The organism is Myxacorys almedinensis A, assembly GCF_010091945.1.
GTDB classification, from domain to species: Bacteria; Cyanobacteriota; Cyanobacteriia; order Leptolyngbyales; family Leptolyngbyaceae; genus Myxacorys; species Myxacorys almedinensis.
The window spans coordinates 1-19,059 of sequence record NZ_WVIE01000046.1 but is presented as its reverse complement, the minus strand read 5'-3'; the positions used below and the strand labels follow the sequence as shown (position 1 = coordinate 19,059).

Annotated in this window: 14 protein-coding genes, 1 tRNA gene and 1 pseudogene; 7 read left to right on the top strand and 9 right to left on the bottom strand. The window is 48.5% G+C overall.

Features of this window, described 5'->3' with window-relative positions; all coding sequences use genetic code 11:
* Together GS601_RS22095 and GS601_RS22085 are read right to left on the bottom strand one after the other, a co-directional pair.
* Positions 1 to 1,310 (bottom strand): annotated as a pseudogene (locus GS601_RS22095) (hypothetical protein); the annotation flags it as partial.
* A 402-nt stretch (positions 1,311 to 1,712) separates the two neighbouring features.
* Positions 1,713 to 4,130, bottom strand: a complete 2,418-nt coding sequence (locus tag GS601_RS22085; protein WP_162425452.1) for a glycoside hydrolase family 31 protein — start codon at positions 4,128 to 4,130, stop codon at positions 1,713 to 1,715.
* A 270-nt stretch (positions 4,131 to 4,400) separates the two neighbouring features.
* Between GS601_RS22085 and GS601_RS22080 the strand changes: the two genes are divergently transcribed.
* Complete coding sequence (locus tag GS601_RS22080; RefSeq protein WP_162425451.1) at positions 4,401 to 5,882, top strand: hypothetical protein; 1,482 nt, start codon at positions 4,401 to 4,403, stop codon at positions 5,880 to 5,882.
* A 335-nt stretch (positions 5,883 to 6,217) separates the two neighbouring features.
* Here GS601_RS22080 and GS601_RS22075 read toward each other — a convergent pair whose 3' ends face one another.
* The 4 genes from GS601_RS22075 to GS601_RS22060 all read right to left on the bottom strand — a co-directional run bounded on the left by GS601_RS22075 (position 6,218) and on the right by GS601_RS22060 (position 9,664).
* Entirely contained in the window at positions 6,218 to 7,054 is an 837-nt protein-coding gene (locus GS601_RS22075) for a DUF2382 domain-containing protein (protein ID WP_162425450.1), read from the bottom strand.
* A 229-nt stretch (positions 7,055 to 7,283) separates the two neighbouring features.
* The gene (locus GS601_RS22070; RefSeq protein ID WP_162425449.1) at positions 7,284 to 7,913 is read right to left on the bottom strand and encodes a ribonuclease D; all 630 of its coding nucleotides are present in this window, start codon (positions 7,911 to 7,913) and stop codon (positions 7,284 to 7,286) included.
* A gap of 84 nt (positions 7,914 to 7,997) precedes the next feature.
* Complete coding sequence (locus GS601_RS22065) at positions 7,998 to 8,633, bottom strand: CAP domain-containing protein (protein ID WP_202925290.1); 636 nt, start codon at positions 8,631 to 8,633, stop codon at positions 7,998 to 8,000.
* Positions 8,634 to 8,926: 293 nt separating this feature from the next.
* Entirely contained in the window at positions 8,927 to 9,664 is a 738-nt protein-coding gene (locus GS601_RS22060) for a 2-phosphosulfolactate phosphatase family protein (RefSeq protein ID WP_162425448.1), read from the bottom strand.
* Positions 9,665 to 10,014: 350 nt separating this feature from the next.
* Here GS601_RS22060 and GS601_RS22055 point away from each other — a divergent pair, with 350 nt between their 5' ends.
* On the top strand, positions 10,015 to 10,956 hold the full coding sequence (locus GS601_RS22055; protein ID WP_162425447.1) for a phosphoribulokinase: 942 nt from the start codon (positions 10,015 to 10,017) through the stop codon (positions 10,954 to 10,956).
* A 214-nt stretch (positions 10,957 to 11,170) separates the two neighbouring features.
* On the opposite strand, the gene GS601_RS22050 is transcribed toward GS601_RS22055, so the two are convergent.
* Positions 11,171 to 11,374, bottom strand: coding sequence for a hypothetical protein (locus GS601_RS22050; RefSeq protein WP_162425446.1), 204 nt, complete (start codon positions 11,372 to 11,374; stop codon positions 11,171 to 11,173).
* 271 nt (positions 11,375 to 11,645) lie between these two features.
* On the opposite strand from GS601_RS22050, the gene GS601_RS22045 reads away from it, so the two are divergent.
* The 4 genes from GS601_RS22045 to GS601_RS22035 all read left to right on the top strand — a co-directional run bounded on the left by GS601_RS22045 (position 11,646) and on the right by GS601_RS22035 (position 14,736).
* Positions 11,646 to 13,985: an ATP-dependent helicase gene (locus GS601_RS22045; protein ID WP_162425453.1), complete on the top strand. Its 2,340-nt coding sequence runs from the start codon at positions 11,646 to 11,648 to the stop codon at positions 13,983 to 13,985.
* A gap of 22 nt (positions 13,986 to 14,007) precedes the next feature.
* On the top strand, positions 14,008 to 14,175 hold the full coding sequence (locus tag GS601_RS23840) for a PDDEXK family nuclease (protein ID WP_338017115.1): 168 nt from the start codon (positions 14,008 to 14,010) through the stop codon (positions 14,173 to 14,175).
* Positions 14,176 to 14,366: 191 nt separating this feature from the next.
* Positions 14,367 to 14,570, top strand: coding sequence for a Uma2 family endonuclease (locus GS601_RS23835; RefSeq protein ID WP_338017114.1), 204 nt, complete (start codon positions 14,367 to 14,369; stop codon positions 14,568 to 14,570).
* Between the two features lie 85 nt (positions 14,571 to 14,655).
* A tRNA-Leu gene (locus GS601_RS22035) sits at positions 14,656 to 14,736 on the top strand.
* A gap of 60 nt (positions 14,737 to 14,796) precedes the next feature.
* On the opposite strand, the gene GS601_RS22030 is transcribed toward GS601_RS22035, so the two are convergent.
* Positions 14,797 to 15,909 (bottom strand): class I SAM-dependent methyltransferase, encoded by a 1,113-nt coding sequence (locus GS601_RS22030; protein ID WP_162425445.1) that lies wholly within the window; start codon positions 15,907 to 15,909, stop codon positions 14,797 to 14,799.
* A gap of 197 nt (positions 15,910 to 16,106) precedes the next feature.
* Positions 16,107 to 17,525 (bottom strand): type I glutamate--ammonia ligase, encoded by a 1,419-nt coding sequence (gene glnA, locus GS601_RS22025; protein ID WP_162425444.1) that lies wholly within the window; start codon positions 17,523 to 17,525, stop codon positions 16,107 to 16,109.
* Between the two features lie 621 nt (positions 17,526 to 18,146).
* On the opposite strand from glnA, the gene apcB reads away from it, so the two are divergent.
* Positions 18,147 to 18,656 (top strand): allophycocyanin subunit beta, encoded by a 510-nt coding sequence (gene apcB, locus GS601_RS22020; RefSeq protein ID WP_162425443.1) that lies wholly within the window; start codon positions 18,147 to 18,149, stop codon positions 18,654 to 18,656.
* Positions 18,657 to 19,059: the final 403 nt, after the last annotated feature.

The window sequence follows — 19,059 nt, the reverse complement described above, 5'->3', positions numbered from 1 at the left end:
GGCGGAGCCAACGTATTTTGGTACGCTGACATGCCGTTGAGTTCTGTCCCAACGGGTAAGCCGGGAGAACCTGCAATAAAGCCATCTAACATGAAAATCGACCCCTTGGGATATCCCGGCATCCGAATCACTTCATTGATCCCTGGCTCACCCGGAGTAGGATCGCCTTTTTCAAAGAACTTTGTCGGCTTTGCACCATCTGGTAATCGGAAGCGCCGATCGGCAGCATTCTGCAAAATCACTCCCAAATACGTTTCCTGATCGAGTCCCAACAAATATTTCGCATTGTAGGTATCGTTTGTCGGATCAGAATTAGCAGCATGAACGTTGTTGTTGAGCGTGGTCAGCCCCTGAAACCACCCGACAGAGGCAAATCCGCTCCACCCATAGGGGTGGGTATCAAACGTGTAGGAAGACGGAATTTGCGAGGGATTGTTCACATTGTCAGGTGTTGAGTCAAAATTGCCAGGTGCCCAAGCCAAGAGTTGGGCATCAACGGCATCTTCTAGCATTTTTGCATCCGGTAGACGTGCTTTTTGCCCAGCAGTATTGATGTAAGTCTGCTCGCCTAAAGGCATCTCGGCTGGTTTCACCCCGGTTGCACGAAACATCGCGGCGGAGTTGGTGCCAAATGCTTGAAGTAACCCAGAATCTAAATCAACATTGGGCGCACCTTCCAAGATTCGCCCAGTTTTGGTATCGACACTGGCGTGGCACAGCGCACAAGTCAACCCGACTCGGAGTTTCGCGCCCGATTTCACCGTTTGCATTCCCAGCGGAAGGAGGGCACCTGCGGGCACATCTAAGCCAGTATCGACAAGGGTGCCTGCCGTAAAGGTGCGTCCGCCGATCACGACATCGTTGTCGATCGGCACTTGCAAATTAGACGTAGGCTGACCGCCCAACGCTGCGATCGCTTTGCCCATTGTCACCAAATTGAGCGGACCCGCGATCGCGCCGACCACATCAGTGAAGAAATATTCATTGCCAAACGTTTCGCGATAGAACGCATCGCGACCCTTGTTAATCAGGTCATCCGTGATGGCAACTGCTCCATTTTCCGGCGCTAATTGCACTCGCCCTTCCTCGGTTCGCAGCAATTGCTCAGCTTCTGCTTTGCTCACCGTAATCCCCAGTACATCATAGGAACCAACTTCTTGTGGAGGCGGTTGAGTAACGGGTGTGAAGGTGTTGGCGAGTTTTGGTGCTCTCGTGGGCAAGGCAAGCTCAAGCCTATACCCCACAAAGCTAACGACAATTAGCAAAGAGATCAAAAGCAGAATGGAGCGTAAAGAATTAGCAGTCTTCATATAGATTCCTGAGTGACAACTGCTAGCCGCATGTTAGAACTCGACTCTTGTACGCTCGTCTGTCCAGGGGATGAGGTATACATACTTGCTTGCTCTTTACAGGGTTCAACTCCTTTTTCGATAGGGAGGGATCGATCTCACCGTTTTGAATCCGCTCAGCTAACGGGCGCAAATAGCGATGCACATGCGTTTGCCCGGTTTTCATTGTCAAGCCTTTATTCATGAAAGCGCCCATTGCTATCTTGTCTACAAACCCGGTGTACACTCCCAGAACCGACACGGTTCCGCTTCTGCCATCCAAGCATGCGAATTCGAGTTGTCACACAGCGACCCTAGTGTTCTTTGGCAGAAGAAACACGATCCACCCGCGATCGCACGCTGCTGAGTCTAGTACAAATCTGTTCAATACCCAGCACTATAGGCAAAACGCACCGTTTGAAAAGCAGTACATTGCAAGGTTTGCCCATCCATGCTCCAGTCTTGATCGTCGAGCCAGGCTTGGCTGACCAATGCACCGTGTACTTGTAATTTCAGGGTTTGATACGGAAAGTTATACTCACCTTCAGTTTCCCATGTCACCTCTAAATCATCCTCGCGTCGAGTCAGGCAAAAGCGATCGAGCCGTGCAGCACCATACCCATCGCCTGCATCGCTATAAACGTAGCCTTTACTGTTGCCACACTCAGGTGGGTACAGATGCAGAATGAATTGCGATCCTACTTCCATAGGTAAAATTGTGCCTGCTCTAACTAAGAGAGGAATCTGTTCGATCGAGGCAGTTAGTGCGATCGCTGTTCCGCCTTCAATTAACGCATCATCCCAAAAGTTGTACCAGCAACCTTTGGGCACATAAATTTGGCGAACTGAGGCACCAGCCTGCACAATCGGGCAGACACACAGGGCATCTCCCAAGCAAAATGCGTCTTCAATCTCCCAAAGTGCCGCATCTGTCGAATCTTGCCAAAACAGGGGACGTACGATCGGGGCACCTGTCTGCGAGGCTTCCCATGCCAGTGTATAGAAGTAAGGCATCAACTGATAGCGCAATTCAAGAAACCGACGCATGATGCTCAAATACGGTTCACCATACGACCATGGCGCACGCGGAACAACGCTTGTTGAACTATGCGTGCGATAAAACGGCAGAAACGTTGCCATCTGAAACCAGCGGAGATACAGTTCTGCGGTAGGATTGCCTTGAAAGCCGCCAATATCAGGACCACTATAGGGAATACCAGACAATCCTAAACCTACGATCGTAGACATTGTTTGCCGCAGCGATTCCCAACTACTCGCCGTGTCTCCTGTCCACGTCCAAGCATAGCGTTGCAAGCTCGCCCAACCCGATCGCGACACAATAAACGGACGCTGCTCAGGACGATATTGCTGCAAACTCTCGTAAGCGGCTTTTGCTTCGAGCAATGCATAAAGATTGTGTGCCTCACGATGATCACCGCCTCTGCCTTCAAAGTGATGGTGCGCGACTTTCGGCAACGATGGATCGCCCCAAGAGACAAACGCGGCAGGTTCGTTCATGTCGTGCCAGAATCCGGCAACACCCACATCTAGCAGGTAAGCATACTGACGACTCCACCAAGCTCGAACAATCGGGTTGGTAAAATCGGGAAACGCTTTACCACCTGCCCACACGGGCGCAACCACCAGATCACCATTTGGATACGTACAAAAGGCATGAAGAATCTGCCCTTCGAGGAAGAGATTGCTTTGACGGCTGTATTTGACGCCTGGATTGTTAATCGCGACGAGCTTTGTGCCAGCATTGGCGAGTTCTTGAGTAAAGGTGTTGAGGTTAGGGAAGCGATCGGGGTCGATCGTAAAGGGACGATGCTCAACTTGGCAATCAATATCAAGGTGAACCGCACTCAAAGGCAAGTCATGGGTTTGAAAGGCTCGAACTTCTTGTCGGATTGCTGCTTCGGTGCGGTAGCCCCAGCGCGATTGGTGATAGCCGAGCGTCCACCGGGCTGGCAGGGGCGCGCGTCCGGTGAGTTGGGTGTATCGATCGAGCAGATGGGCAGGTTTGCCGACTGTAATGTAGTAACGCAACGATCCGCCTTCAAACTCAGCCGTTGCAAGCTGATCAAAGGCAAACCGGGCACAAAAGGAGTTTTCGTAAAACACCAGGTAACTTCCTGAGCCGTGCAATCCCAAGTAAGTTGGAATGCAAATGTAGAGCGGCTCGGTTCCGGGCGTATAGCGTCCTCCAGGATCAGAGTTCCACATATGATAGGTTTTAGAATGGCTAGCGCGGAGATTGAGGGAGGAAGCGCGCTCTCCCAAACCGTAGATGTGCTCGTCTGATCGCAGTTGGGCTTGATGAATCCAGCGTTCGTCTTGCCGCTGTGGCGGTAGCTCTTCTCTTAAAACCTGTTGGTTTTGATCAGAAACTGTAATGCTGCCATCAATATCAACAGCAACACTTAAACCATCACTAAAGATTGTCCAGTTATTCTCGGCTTGTTCTATCTTGATTTCAGCACCATCCCAGTTGTGATTGGCAACGGCATAAGCAATTGGGACAAGACCGGGAAGCCAGTTAATTCGGATTAGATCAGGTGCTAAAAAATCAATCTCAAGGGTAGCTTGCTCAAACTCGAAATGAACACGCTGCTTGTGGTGAGTTGCCTGTAGCAATTTTCCGGGAAGTGTGAATGATTCTGATGAGGGTTTAGGAAGATAGTAGTGTTCAAAGCGATCGCGCTTGCGAGAATAGAAAAACGCAGACGGCATATACTGCAAATAGAACAGCGATTTGATTAAGAATCTCACCCTGAGCGAGATGTATTTCAGCAGTCCCATAAGCTTTTAGCTATAAGTCGTTTAATCGCCTCTATACGCTAGAGACTGAGCCGCGATCGCGCTTCTTCTAACAGGCTCAACTTAGGGTCGCACCTAAGTCTAACTTAGGGATGACTCGCAACGATCAGTCAGCGCAAGATCCGCCCAGAGAAAGGTTTTAATTCAATAAAAAGTGAATATTTTTAATGGGTGCACAACGCAAATGATCGTCAGCAAAGCAGATCACAACTGGCACTCAAGCATTTAACAAGCATTTAAGAGGATGGTTTTATGCAGTCTGCTTCGACTCGCCTCACCATTACTGACATTCTGGCATCATTCGGGAGGATGCCGAGGTACATTACAGGTCTTGACTCGGCAACGATCGCATTACAATCGCTTGGTTGTTATCTTTACGACAAAGACTTTGCGTCGGGTGGAATCGCTCCTTCCCTAAAAGCTCTGGGCGGTGATGCGATGGGATATCTCCCGGATGATCTCTCTCAGTCGCTTTCGACGATCAGCGGTTGGACAAATGCCTCGTCGCCCAACGCTATTGATGATGTGCGCTCAGAAACAATGTCGCGTTGGGTAGTGAGCCAGTATCCTCGACAGCAATATTCGGCGGCGCTAATTGGTTCCACAAATGGAGCGGCAGTGCATCTATGCGCTGCCTTGGGCATCCCGTGGCTGCCGCAAACGCTTCTTGTGTGCCTAAAGCACAGAATGGATCCAGATGATCCAAAGCAAGCCCTAGAGTGGGGAAAACCACTTGTCGAGCGCTTGCTAAACAACAATCCAGACTTGGCTGTTTATCAAATGCACGATCCAAATCAGGATCGCGTCAAAGTTCCGAGGGTGGGCTATTTTCGTCTGAAGCGCACCCGGTTGGGCGAGACATATAAACTGTTTTTGCGAGAAAATTTGGCTCCTGGTGCAACGCTGTTTTTGTTGGAAAGCCAAAATACTTGGCTGGCGACACAGGTGAGCAATCGACATTTCTTTCAATTTGGTGGCAAGGGCGGCTTAACGCCCGAAGAGTATTTTGAACATAGTCCCAAGATTCGAGACTTCTTGCAGCGCAATGGCTCTGCCCATCAGTACTGGAATCCACCGACTCCGGATGGTTGGTTGCCAGAATCGGAGTGGGGCTTTGAACCTGCGCTCCGCGAAGATGTTGAGGCGTTTGCTCATGAGCATGGATTTCGAGTTTGTCGTATCGTGCTGGGCAACCCGCAGGATATGAGTCCGTTGGTGGCAGAGTTCTACCGTTGGTGGTATAAGCAACGGCGCTTACCAAGCATTGGCGACGCCGCTCTTGCTGAGAATCGCTTGGTTATCGAGTCGTTTGTTTACCTACAACCTTGGTGGATCTTGCGGCTTGGGCTTGTCCCGTTTTGGACTGTGTTTAACGACAAAACCTCTGCCGATCAACTGAGCAACTATCTCGACAGCACCAAGCGTTACGATGAGATTTACCTAACGCTATTTTCAAATGGAATGAGATCGCTGGGAATTGCTTCGATCGAGGCATGGCGAACGATTTTAACTCGTGCTCAAAAACAGGGTCAATTTCTAGGCGTCAATGAGCAAACCTATCCAAATGACATGGCGTCGTTTGTGCGCCACTACATTGACCTAAAGAAGTTCAACGGGCGCTATCCCATGCCAGAACCGCTTAGTTTGGATCAGCTTGATCAATTTTTGGCAGAGTCTGGCGATCGTTATCCTGTGCACTGGATTGATACCGTATCATCGCCATCAAAATCATGATGTCCTCGAACCAACCCTTTGAGGACAAACTATTAAGCCTATTGATCGGCGAAAACTGGTACTTAACCGCAACACTGTCCTCTATGTTGCTGGTGACACTTTGATGAAATTTGATGAAATTGATTGACCAAAAATAATAGCAGATTGGTAAATGGACTGACAACAATTAGAATTTTATCTGCAAAAACGAGAATTGAGCGAAGCACGACATAGTGAGAGGTGTGTGAGAGGTCAAGACCTGTATAGTGCCCTGACCTCTCGCGATCGCAGGTCAAGCTAATTTTTTAAATTGCTTAATCGTGCAAAGGCTACTTCTCGCGATCGCGCATGAACAGTTAGCGCTTCTTATCTACCGGGCGACCTTGTCTATCCACATCTAGCTGTTCACGTCGCACAGATTCTTTCGCCGTGACGGTATCTTGTTCAACCTCCTTCCTAACCTTCACCTCTTCACGCACAAAGGCTTCCTTATGAATATCAGGCGTTTCTTCATACACATCCATGTGAGCAACTTGTCCTTCCTGGAAAGCCGCATCGCCAGGAGTAACAGCAGAGGCGCTCGTCGGAGATGACCGTTCAATCACAACCCGTTCCTTCTCAACCGGAACGTCAACTTTCGAGGTTTGCGTTTCAACATGCTTGCCAATGCTGACTTCACCGGTTTTTTCACGGCGCTTGTTCGCAATCAATCTCTCCTCATAGAGCTTTAACGAGTCCTGGTTTGGCTTGTTGTAATTGTACAGATCCGCATCGTAGTCATAGTTGTAGGAGTTGCGATCGTAAGAAGGCGTTGCGGTGGCTGCTGTACCAGCTTTTGTTGCCGGACGGTAAACTCCCCGAACTTGCTCTTCATAGTCGTAATCCACTTTTTCTAACTCATCGTAGTCGGGCAAGCTTTCAACTTGTTCTCTTGTCATGCCATCCACATAGATACGGTTATCGCCCCGATCCGTGTAGGCACGACCAACTGGCAACAATACTTTTTTTCCAAAAATCCAAAAGCCGGTGTCTACCACAAAATATCGGACGCGCCCACTGTTGCTGTCAACTAGAATGTCATAAACTGAGCCAACCTTGTCATCTTGGGCATAGACATCAAAGTTCTTGAGATTGTCCAAGTCTGAATCTTGCTGATAATTTGGATAAAAATCTGCAATTTTGAGAAGGGGCATGTTATTCACCTCTAAAAATTGTTTTCACCTCGATCCTATCAATCTATTTTTCTTGTTCCTCTACTACAAGGATGACATAGGCATAAAATAGGTAGTTTGCTATTAAAAACACAACAACAATGTGCCTGATTAATTAGCAATGAGGGTGACTACAATCTCAAAGACTGCCGAGGAATTAATAAGCCGAGGAATCAATAAATCGAATTAATAAATGGAAGATTGCCCAGGTTTAATGCTCAAAAATTCCTTCATACCGCAACAAATCCAACTGTGCAAACGTCGGCAAACACCGAAAACACTCTTGCGCTAGTTCCCACCGTTCTTCGCGCTCTAACATCTTAATTAACGTCTCACGAGCACTGAGGAGGTACCGTACATCATTGGCGGCATAGCTTAATTGAGCATCGGATAGCTCAGCCGCGTTTCCCCAGTCGGAACTCTGAGAGCGTTTATCCAACTCAACGCCCTCCAACTCTTGAATTAAATCTTTTAACCCGTGGCGCGGGGCGTAGGTACGCGCTAACTTGCTGGCAAGTTTGGTACAAAAAATTAGGTTAACTCGAATGCCTAGATGATACTGGAGTGTCGCAATATCAAATCGAGCAAAGTGAAACACCTTGGCGATCGTTGGAGTTTCGAGCAGTTGTTTGAGGTTGGGGGCGTCGGTTTGGTGGCGCAGAATGCGAATCACCGAAACGCGATCGACAGAATCACACAGTTGAACCAGACACAAGCGATCGCGCTGAGGCAGCAGTCCCATCGTTTCGGTATCAACCGCGATCGCAGATTCCTTTAAATACGTATTGAGCAGTTCGGTGGGTAAGTCGCGATCGTAGCGGTGAAATTCTTTTGGCTCCATGAGCAAGGGGTAGGGGTAGAGAAGGCTTGCTGCTTCAGAATACTGCAATCTCAAGCGATTAAGACCTCATCTCCCCCACTTGAGCTATTTTTGAATAAAAATTTGAGTGAAGTAATATTCTCCTCTTGGATTTCTGCTGACGCCTACACCCGTGACTGTATATTGACCTTCAATATTCTGGCGATGCCCATTACTCGTTAACCATCCCTGAACTGCTTTTGCCGCCGGATTAGGGTAGCCCATGTTGTACGCAACATTTTCGGCGGCTCGATGAGAAATTCGCTTTGAAGCGTTTTTGACTCGCACCTCCAAGGGTTTCTTTAAAGGTTTACCAACTCCTGTGTAAATGGCTTTCTCCCCCCGTTTAACCCGGTTTTCAAACCCGTCATGACCGATCGGAACAACTTTATCTGCCATTCCTTTGCTGTGGGTTCTTGCCTTCGTCGCTAACTGAGCATCCCAGGTGAGGGTTGAGAGGCCCTTTTTGGCGCGATACTCATTAATCTGTTGAAACACCGTCTGTTCGATCGACTTTGGGGTTGGACCTCTCAAGATCGAGTTAGGCGGGGGCGGGGGCGGGCTAAGTTGGGCGATTTTGACCGCCGGGATGGCGATGCGATCGGGTGCTTGATGAAGACCTCCTGCGGTGGCTTTGTAGTTTCCTAATGGGGTGATTGTAAGTAGACCGAGCAGCGTACTAATAGAAAGGGATTGTTTCATCGCAATTCTTCCTAACAAACCATGCCTTAAGACACATACCATACTTAGAGGTGATCTTAATAGTGGGTGATGCAACAAAAACTCTGTGAAATTACGGGTTCTTTATGGCTTTGTCATAGAAATAGCTAGTAAATTGAAGATTTTCCTAAGTTTGCAGAACATCCTATTAACTCAAAACAATTTGACTCAAACCAATGATTTTTGATCTGAGTTTTTTCTACACTTCAACAAAAATAGTAAGGTTTTGATAAGACGGGTGCAGATTATTTCTACCGTCGTCTTAAATAACTGCGTTAGCGATGCTGGATCAACACACCCATCTCTCGTTGAATCGGCACAACATCTAGCACATCTAAACCAGCACAATATTTCAGATCGCTCTGGCAATTTAGTCTCAGCAGGCGTTTGCCGTGGCTTGCATAGTGGAAAAGCCCCAGTAGGTTGTCTTTCCACTGCTGATAGAGCGCAACAGCACCCACTAATTCGTCGTTGCCCGTAATATCAGCTAACGAACAACCGAGAGCGTCGATCAACCCTTGTGCGATCGCGCCTGCACACACTGTATCTTCTAGCGCAAACGACCCTTCCCACCCAGCATTCACAATCCACACCGTTTCTGGGCACTGCTGCACCACATGCTCGACGATCGCTCGACGATTAATCAGCGCCGCCGCCAACACCTGAGGAGAGGCTTGAATTTTCTGAAGTGCCCGCGTTCCATTCGTCGTGCTGATAAACAGGCGTTTGCCGCCCATCACATCGGCAGTGCAGTCGAGGGGAGAATTTCCTAAGTCACAGCCTGCTACCTTGCTACCGCCGCGCTCTCCTGCCCGCAACCGCTTTTCTGGCAGCCACCCTTCGCTTTCATACATCAACTTGTCTATATCGCTGAAGACCTGAATGGCTTCGGCTCCAGATGCTAAGGCTGTAGCGATCGTGCTGGTTGCTCTCAAAACATCAATTGCGATCGCGCAATCTGCAACATTGTCATCAGGTGTCAGTTCAGGAGTATGAAAAACGTAAAGTTTCATAGTGTCAAAATAGTGTCAAAAGAGGCTGCGGAGCAAGGGCAAAGTGGAGCAGAAAAACGGGGATTATTACAGTTTTAGAATACTGGATGCTTTGTCTACCAACGTAATCATTCTCAATTTGAAATCATAGAGCATAGTCTATAATCTCAAATTAAGACCTCGTGTTTTCCCAAAACTTAATGAATTTGCATAGCTAACCTAATCTCGATTCGCCATGATTTTGAAATCAATCCCCCTCGCTTCCCGGTTAGGCGGTATCTGGCGATCAGACCAGCTTAAGATAGGGTGAGCAAACGAGTTGAAGCAGATCGGTTGAAACGCTGGGTCGTCAGTCTTGTCTTGGAGGAACCATGTTAAATCGCCCCATTATTCTTGGCATCGTTGGTGACAGTGCTGCTGGAAAAACCACCCTCACTAAAGGCATTGCACAGGTGTTAGGGGAAGATGACGTCACCATTATTTGCACCGACGACTATCACAAATACGATCGCGCTCAGCGAGCAGATTTAGGAATTACCGCTCTCCATCCCGACTGCAATCATCTAGATATTATGGAGCAGCATTTGGCGCTGCTGCGATCGGGGCAACCGATCCTCAAGCCTGTCTATAGCCACAAAACCGGCATGTTTGAGGCCCCGGTTTACGTTAAGCCCAATAAGTTCGTTATTGTGGAAGGCTTGCTTGGCTACTCGACTCGCCCGGTACGACAATGCTACGACGTCAAAGTGTATTTAGCTCCCCCTGAGCCGTTACGGGCAGAATGGAAAGTCAAGCGAGACACCCAAAAGCGCGGCTATACCGAAGCGCAAGTACGGGCAGAAATGCTGAAGCGGGAGCCTGATTCTGAGCAATATATCCGCCCTCAGCGATCGTGGGCAGATATGATTGTGAGTTTCTGTCCGCCTAAGCTAGTAGAGGCAATCAATGGGCATTTGGATGCTCGATTGGTTCTGCGTCCAACGATTCCTCACCCAGAGTTAACCCAAGTGGTCGCCTCGGATGTGACGACCCCGATCAAGTCTGCAATTCGCCTGGGTCTCGATCGCGATATGGGAAAGCCGGTCGATGTTTTAGAAATTGATGGGCACACCACCCGCGAACAGGTTCGCGAATTAGAAAAATTTATTTGCAATGAGATCCCCGATCTGTTGAATGTGTGTGCAGCGGATGATAGCACCATGGAACTCGGAAAAGTAGCTGGAACAACGGGTGAAACGATCCAAAGTTACCCACTGGCGCTGACGCAGTTGTTGATTGTCTATCACATGCTCAAGGCAATTACGATCAAGTAGGGTCGATACTGTTTTAGCCCCACTGTTTTAACCCCACTGTTTTAGCCCCGTTTTAGCTATTGCTGCTGCGATCGCTTGGGTTGTAGCAGACTGGGAATCGAGGCAAGCCTGTCCATACCTCACAAACCTATCTCACAAAAAAGAGATGCCCAACAAAAAAAGAGCCTTGCGGCTCTAGAGCATAGTGAAGCATTGAAATCAGTTCGTCTAGCAGTTAGAAAAAGCTTTGCCGTGAGATCAGTTTCTCAACGTCTGCCTGCGTTTGGTGCAACAACTGCTCTCGGCTATCAGAGGTGTTCATCAATTTGGGAATAAGGTTGCGAGTTTGCAACGCCATATGAAGCTGAAGTTGGGCGACATACTCGCTAAAATCTTCCCGATAGGCGGGATTAGGCAACTGCTGTGAACGCGAATTCAAGGTGTTCTCCTTCTGTAAACGCTGCAAAAATATTAATCTTCTTCTAAAGTGCACTTAGGCGATTCAAACGAAGATTAATCATCCTTAACTCTGATTATTATTGAGGATCAGACTGAAGTTTTCCACATTTCTTTAAACATGTTTACGTAAACAGGCAGATGTCGTTGCAAATCGCATCGCTGCCCTCTGATGCCGCGATCGCGTGCTCAGTTCCAAATAATCTACAGTAGGATTAGTGCAACTGATCTATTTAGCAATAGTTGCTTTGCCGATGTTTACTGATACGGGGCTAACCTCAGACGCTCAACCCGCCGGGTCTATTCAGCGTAACGATCGGCTGCGATCGCTGCGAAGTAGCTTACGTCCGGGGCAACAAGAAATTGCCGACTGGCAAGGGGGGCGCTTAGCCGTCTCTGCCGTACCGGGAGCCGGAAAATCTACCGGAATGGCAGTTGCGGCTGCCCTTGCGATCGCACGACACCAACTGCATTCCCGCCATCAGTTGATCGTTGTTACCTTTACCCGCTCTGCCGCTGCCAATATTAAAGCGAAGATTCGCAACCACTTAAAAGAATTAGCCTTGCCTCAAGGGGGGTTTGTCGTTCACACGCTGCACGGGTTAGCCTGGGCGATCGCTCGCAGCTATCCAGAACTGTCGGGCTTGAACCCAGACGCCGTATTGGTTACACCCAACCAAGGACATCGATTAATTCGGACTAGCGTTGAGCAATGGTTGGGCACAAATCCAACAATGTATCAACGGTTGCTAGAAGGCAAACAGTTTGATGGAGAAGAAACCGAGCGATTGCGACGGCAATCAGTTTTGCGGACGGAAGTGCTGCCAGATTTAGCCGCAACCGTGATTCGCGAAGCTAAAAGTTCTGGGTTGATGCCGCAAGATTTGCGAAAGCATACTGCGAATGATGAATATTCGATTTTAGCGATCGCAGCAGGGCTTTATGAGCAATACCAAGGGCAACTCAAAGCAAGAAATCTGATCGATTATGATGAGATGATTTTGGGGGCATTGCGGGTGTTGGAGTACGCAAATGACCGCGATTCGCTTCACGAAACTCCGAAGAATCGCTGGCAAGCTCAAGTCTTCGCTGTGTTTGAAGATGAGGCTCAAGATTCGAGTCCGCTTCAGACAAAATTGCTAGAAATTCTCTCCGCCGATCCGACCGATGCTTCTGCCCAAAACTTAGTGCGCGTCGGCGATCCAAACCAAGCCATTAACTCAACCTTTACGCCTGCCGACCCGGTTTTCTTCCGCAATTTTTGCCAAACATGCGCGGCTGAAGATCGGCTTGCCGAGATGAATCAAGCGGGTCGCAGCAGCACCGCTATCATCAATGCAGCAAATTTTGTCCTCACATGGATCAATCGCAACTACGGTAAGCCTTCTGATTCTACTACCCCCACAGAAGCGCCTTTTCGCCCTCAAGCGATCCATCCTGTCGCCACAAATGATCCGCAAAAAAACGCTAACCCTGCCCCCGAAGGATTGGGACTTGAACTGCACACCCCCGACGACGTGTACCAAACTGTGGAGATGATCGGGCAACGGGCGATCGCACTCTTTCATCACGATCCCAACACAACAGCGGCAGTTTTGGTGAGAACCAATGAGCAAGGGCGATTTGTCGCACGAGAACTGAGCCGATGGTACGACGAGAAAGTAAATGTGTTTGAAGTTGGACAGCGCGATCGCCAGTCTCATATTCCTGGCGAAATTCTGTCTCTCTTGCAGTTTCTCGATCGCCCTCATTCTCCTGATTATCTTAAAGCTGCCCTGTCAGTGTTAGTCGGGCGACGGTTGATTCCCAACCAAGATCTCAACGCGCTAGTGCTGTTCCCTGAGCAGTTTTTATATCCATCTCCGCTTGATCCGCCTCAGGCAGCGACGGTTCAGCAATCTAGCCGTTATTGCACCAACCTCCTCAGAGCCAGACTAGAGCTTCCGCTCTATCAATTGATTCCCTTTCTCGCCTACACGTTAGATTATGATCAAACAGAATTAGCAACAGCAGACAAGCTATCTGAGCGAATCATGCAGCAAACGCAGCAGAGTTCGCTAGGAGCAATGCTAGAGGTGTTAACTGAAATTGTTAACTCTGAACGGTTTGAACCGGTAGAAGCAGAAGATGACGATCGCTATAGCCGACCTGCCCAGATCACAGTCATTACAATGCATAAAGCGAAAGGGTTGGATTGGGATTACGTATTCCTTCCTTTTTTGCATGAAAACATGATTCCAGGATCGCTCTATGTACCGCCGCTCATGCAATTTTTGGGAGACTTTACGCTTTCAGAGGTGGCGCGATCGCAGATCCGAGCGATCGTGCATGACTATGCTCTTCCGGATACCGAAGAAGCCTGGGAGCGGGCAGGCTATCTCAAAACCGCAGAAGAGTTTCGCTTGCTCTACGTCGCCATGACCCGTGCCAAACGCTTGTTGTGGATGTCTGCCGCAAACCAAGCCCCGTTTAGCTGGAACAAACCAGAAAATATCGATGCGCGAAAGCCGTGCCCGGTGATACCTGCCTTAAAAGAGCGTTTTCCACTCTCTGTGATTGGCGGATCAGATGAAAATGATAACGTAGAATTCTAGAGACATTTGAGAGGCGCTAGATATGGTTCAGACACCCGCCCAATCTCTCACATTAGAGGAATTTTTGAAACTGCCGGAAACGAAACCCGCCAGCGAATACTTCAATGGGCAAATCAGTCAGAAACCAATGCCGCAAGGAAAACATAGCACCGTTCAACGCGTCTTACACTGGCGATCGAGACACGGTTAAAGCCAAACTGCACCGCACGAGCCTACCCTGAGTTGAGATGTACGTTCGGTGGGCGCTCAACTGTTCCCGATATCTGCGTATTTGTCTGGGATAGGCTTCCACGTGATGAAAACGGCAAGATTGCTAACGTGTTTCAAATTGCACCTGATTAGACGATTGAAATTCTATCTCCTGATCAGCGCCCAACCAGAGTGATTAAGACTATTCTGCACTGCCTTAACCAAGGAACCCAAATGGGCTGGCTGATCGATCCTGAAGAAGAAATCGTGTTTGTTTCCTACCCTGATCGACCGACTCAATTTTTTGATGAGGCAGCACAGCAGATTCCGGTTCCTGATTTTGCCAACAAGTTTCGACTTACCGTAGGAGAACTGTTCGGCTGGTTATCTGACTGAGCGTTTTCGCGATTAGAAGCGAGAGGATTGGAAAGATGAATTGACGCGATCGCGCTATTTTTCTGTTATTCTAGGTAAGGCTTAAGCGGGTGTGGCGGAATTGGTATACGCGCACGCTTGAGGTGCGTGTGGCATTGCCTTGCGAGTTCGAGTCTCGCCATCCGCATAACCTCAAAAAGGGCACATCTTTACGGTGCGCCCTTTTTCATTGCCACAAATCCACCCTCTATGCTTCAACGAAAACGGTCTGATTAACCTGCTGCGATGCTTCAGGCTGCCCTTCCGCAGGTTTGTGAGCAATCCAATACTTGCTCATAAAATGCACCTGCGTCGAGATATCCGTAAAGCCCGCTTCCTGCAATCGCGCTTCCAAATTGTCCGCGCTGTAGTGGCGATAGTAAGGCTCATGGAACATCTCCGGAAAGTTCTCCATCAGGGGAGCCAAGTCGGGTGAATCACTCACCTGAATCGAATCACAAATCACAAACGTTCCACCGGGTTTGACCACGCGGAAGCAATTGTTAATCACGTTCTGCCGCGCTTGGGCAGGTAATTCATGGAACAAGAATACACAAGTCACGCCATGAAAATAATTGTCCAGAAAAGGCAACTCTTCCGCGTTTGCCTGAACGAGTTGAGGCAATTCTCCGGCGTTTTGCGACAAAAGTTGGTTGGCTTTCCGCAGATAAGCAGGAGATAGATCGGTTCCATAGAGCGCTGCTTTTGGCAGCATACCTCGAAGATTCTTCAACGTTCGACCGGTGCCGCAAGCCACATCTAGCACTTTGATCTGATTTGGCGCAACGTTACTAAACGTTTTCAATCCTTCTTTTAAGGGAGCTAACACCCGACGCCGCATCGGATCGGCGGCTCCATTAAACAAAAGCTCAACTTGCAAATCATACAAATTTGCTGACAAATCGCTGAGATAGCCGTTTGTCTGATGGTGGAAGTTTTGCAAATAGTAGTTGGGGTAGCCCCGCGTTTCAATGTCAGCATCAAATTCCTGATGCCGCTTGGTTTGCACGCGCTGCCACATGGATGGCATGTCAAGCCACACAACTGGGTAGAAGCGGAAGAAATCTTCCCAAGGGTTATCAAACAGGAGGGTTTCCGGGTAAACGCCCTGTTCTGCATCTTGCCAATCTGCTTCCAAGATGCTGCTATAGCGCTGCTGAATCTTACTAAGAATCTCTGGTGAAATCGGAACAGACTTGCTTTCTTCAAGAGGAGCGACAAGATTGGTGAGTTGGACACCCAAAGCTTTGTGTGCCAAACCAAAAACGCTCTTGCCTTGCTGGAAGGTCTGATACGCTAGTTTTGTTAACGTGTCGGGCATGGTTGAATTTATAACGTTAAAACCTATTTACATAAATAATTGTAACGAATTCAGCCAAAGAGGAATCGGGGTTGGAGGATTGATTTTTCAGAAAATGAAGGCGCGATCGCACCTCTTCTCACTCCTTGCGGAACTTTTTGGGGTGCGATCGCGCCTTACCAACTCATGAGACCGACTCAAACATTAGCAGTCAAACATTAGCAGTCGTAGTACAGCATAAACTCGTAAGGATGAGGACGAATGCTCATTGGAATCACCTCACGATCAAGCTTGTAGCTAATCCAGCTTTCGATAAAGTCTTCTGTAAATACGCCGCCCAACGTCAGATACGCATGATCCGTTTCCAGGTTCTTCAGCGCTTCAGCTAACGAACCCGGAGTAGACGGCACCTTCGCTAACTCTTCGGGGCTAAGTTCATAAATGTCCACATCTAGCGGAGAACCCGGATCGATTTGATTCTTGATGCCATCAATCCCCGCACATAACATCGCCGCAAACGCCAGATACGGGTTAGACGTCGCATCAGGACAGCGAAACTCAAGCCGCTTTGCCTTAGGATTAGTGCCAGAAAGCGGAATTCGCACAGAAGCAGAACGATTACCCTGAGAATAAGCCAAGTTTACCGGAGCTTCAAACCCAGGCACCAAGCGCTTGTAGGAGTTGGTTGTTGGATTCGTGAACGCCAGCAAAGACGGTGCGTGCTTCAAAATGCCGCCAATATACCACAGCGCTGTCTGGCTCAACCCAGCATACATATCTCCGGCAAACGTCGGCTGACCATTATTCCAAATCGACTGGTGGCAGTGCATGCCAGAGCCATTGTCACCAAACACCGGCTTTGGCATAAACGTAATGCTTTTGCCATACTTCCGCGCCACATTTTTGATGACGTACTTATAAGTCATTAACCAGTCTGCCGCTTGAACTAGCGTGCCAAACTTAATGCCTAGTTCACACTGCCCGCCCGTTGCTACTTCATGGTGATGCTTTTCGATCGGAACGCCACATTTCGCCATCGTCAGCAGCATCTCAGAGCGCATATCTTGCGAGGTGTCGGTAGGCGCTACCGGAAAGTAGCCTTCTTTATTGCGTGGCTTATACCCTAAGTTGCCCCCTGGCTCAACCCGACCAGAATTCCACGTTCCTTCGTTACTATCAACGTGATAATAGCCTTCGTGCTGGTTTTGGTCATAGCGGACATCATCGAAAATAAAGAACTCTGCTTCAGGACCAAAGAAAGCCGTATCGCCCAGCCCGGTAGTCTGGAGAAAAGCGATCGCTTTTTGGGCAATTGACCGAGGATCTCGGCTGTAGGGCTGCCCTGTCCGAGGCTCAATAATTGAGCAGACCATGCTCAGAGTCTTGTGTTCCATAAACGGATCGATCCATGCCGTATCCGGGTCAGGAACCATCGCCATATCAGATTCATTAATGGACTTCCAACCGCGAATACTAGAACCATCAAAGGCAACACCCTCGGTGAAGCTACTTTCGTCGATTTGGCTTTTGTGTAACGTCAGGTGCTGCCAAATTCCTGGGGTATCAATGAACTTGAGATCAATCAGTTCAATATTCTCGTTATTAATCCATGCCAGGATATCTTGCGGGGTCGCCATGAAATACTCCTTACTCGGTTCGCAACTGGCTCAACTCTGAGCGCGTGGTCAGTCAAAATAGGTCTGGAACGTTAAAAAAGCACGTAGGTTGAGTCGGTCTGCACACCAGATCGCTACCCTAAACCTGCAATCCTAGGAAGAGATTGACCTAAATAGCTTTTCTTTGCCCAAAACTTAGAAATCGAATAGCTGAAGAACAGCGACAATTCACGGAAGGTCTCCCCACCGTAACTCTCATGCTTTTGCGTTCGCCCCTAAGTTTCCCTGAACTATGGTAGAGAGAGGCTCACAGCGATTTTGTATCGCTTGTTACAAAATGCTTTGTACTCTTTAGAATTAAAGAATTAAACCTATATTTAGGAATCACAGTTTAGGAATTGCATCGGCTACAAAGGTTGATCAGTAAATTTGCAGGGAGGCTCCTCGGCTTTGAGTTAGAAGAAATGTAACGATTTGAGAATGGGAAGCTACCGCAAACGATACCTTCAAAATAGGCTCAATTCGCCATGGTAAACTTGAGCCTAAATCCGAATTTTATTGGGCTTCGACAGATGCTGTGGGTCGGAGCCTTCGCGTTAGTCAAACACATTTGTTTATAGGGATTGCTGGGAGAATAACTACATGCGGGACGCAGTAACAAGCCTGATTAGAAACTACGACGTGACAGGTCGCTACCTCGATCGCAACGCTATCGATAATTTGAAATCTTACTTTGATACAGGCATGGCGCGGGTTCAAGCGGCCGCGGTGATCAACTCGAATGCAGCAGCGATCGTTCGGCAAGCTGGAACACAACTATTTGACGAACTTCCTGAACTGATTCGCCCTGGTGGAAACGCATACACGACTCGCCGCTATGCTGCCTGTCTGCGGGATATGGACTACTACCTCCGCTATGCTAGCTATGCCCTGGTCGCAGGCGATATGGATGTCCTAGATGAGCGCGTTCTAGAAGGGTTACGTGAAACCTACAATTCTCTGGCAGTGCCGATCGGACCAACGGTACGCGGGATTCAAATTATGAAAGAGATTGTGAAAGATCAAGTTGCGGCGGCAGGGGTAATGAGCAGTAGTTTCTTAGAGCAGCCGTTTGATTACATGTCGCGCGAGTTAGGCGAGAAAGATCTCTAAATTCTTCGCAAGCATCGGCTCCTCATCAAAGCCCTCATCTGTTTTTCTACATTCCACAGTTTGGAAAAAGGGGAATAGTTGAGGGCTTAACGTTTCTGAGTTTGCAGAGTCAACTTTATTAAAACTTCGGTTGAGCAGGAAGTAACAGGGAAGAAGCAGACTTCTCAGAATATCTATCCCCTTAACCAACCCTAAACCTAAAACTGTCAGACCAAAACGAACCAATTATCAAGAGGCTACCTCCTCCAAGAGACCAGAGGAACCGTCAGCACTTGTTCATATCATCTGCATGAAAGTATTAAAGCGGGGGTGATTGGGACGATCCTCATCCAAGCGCAAAAAGCCCTCCCGGATGGGGAGGGCAGAGCTAAATCATCGCATCAGCAGAAGATTAGCCGTGGAT

Excerpts from the sequence above, each read along its gene's own strand:
- GS601_RS22085 (WP_162425452.1), bottom strand. The coding sequence starts at position 4,130 with ATGGGACTGCTGAAATACATCTCGCTCAGGGTGAGATTCTTAATCAAA.
- GS601_RS22080 (WP_162425451.1), top strand. The coding sequence starts at position 4,401 with ATGCAGTCTGCTTCGACTCGCCTCACCATTACTGACATTCTGGCATCA.
- GS601_RS22075 (WP_162425450.1), bottom strand. The coding sequence starts at position 7,054 with ATGCCCCTTCTCAAAATTGCAGATTTTTATCCAAATTATCAGCAAGAT.
- GS601_RS22070 (WP_162425449.1), bottom strand. The coding sequence starts at position 7,913 with ATGGAGCCAAAAGAATTTCACCGCTACGATCGCGACTTACCCACCGAA.
- GS601_RS22065 (WP_202925290.1), bottom strand. The coding sequence starts at position 8,633 with ATGAAACAATCCCTTTCTATTAGTACGCTGCTCGGTCTACTTACAATC.
- GS601_RS22060 (WP_162425448.1), bottom strand. The coding sequence starts at position 9,664 with ATGAAACTTTACGTTTTTCATACTCCTGAACTGACACCTGATGACAAT.
- GS601_RS22055 (WP_162425447.1), top strand. The coding sequence starts at position 10,015 with ATGTTAAATCGCCCCATTATTCTTGGCATCGTTGGTGACAGTGCTGCT.
- GS601_RS22045 (WP_162425453.1), top strand. The coding sequence starts at position 11,646 with ATGTTTACTGATACGGGGCTAACCTCAGACGCTCAACCCGCCGGGTCT.
- GS601_RS23840 (WP_338017115.1), top strand. The coding sequence starts at position 14,008 with ATGGTTCAGACACCCGCCCAATCTCTCACATTAGAGGAATTTTTGAAA.
- GS601_RS22030 (WP_162425445.1), bottom strand. The coding sequence starts at position 15,909 with ATGCCCGACACGTTAACAAAACTAGCGTATCAGACCTTCCAGCAAGGC.
- glnA (WP_162425444.1), bottom strand. The coding sequence starts at position 17,525 with ATGGCGACCCCGCAAGATATCCTGGCATGGATTAATAACGAGAATATT.
- apcB (WP_162425443.1), top strand. The coding sequence starts at position 18,147 with ATGCGGGACGCAGTAACAAGCCTGATTAGAAACTACGACGTGACAGGT.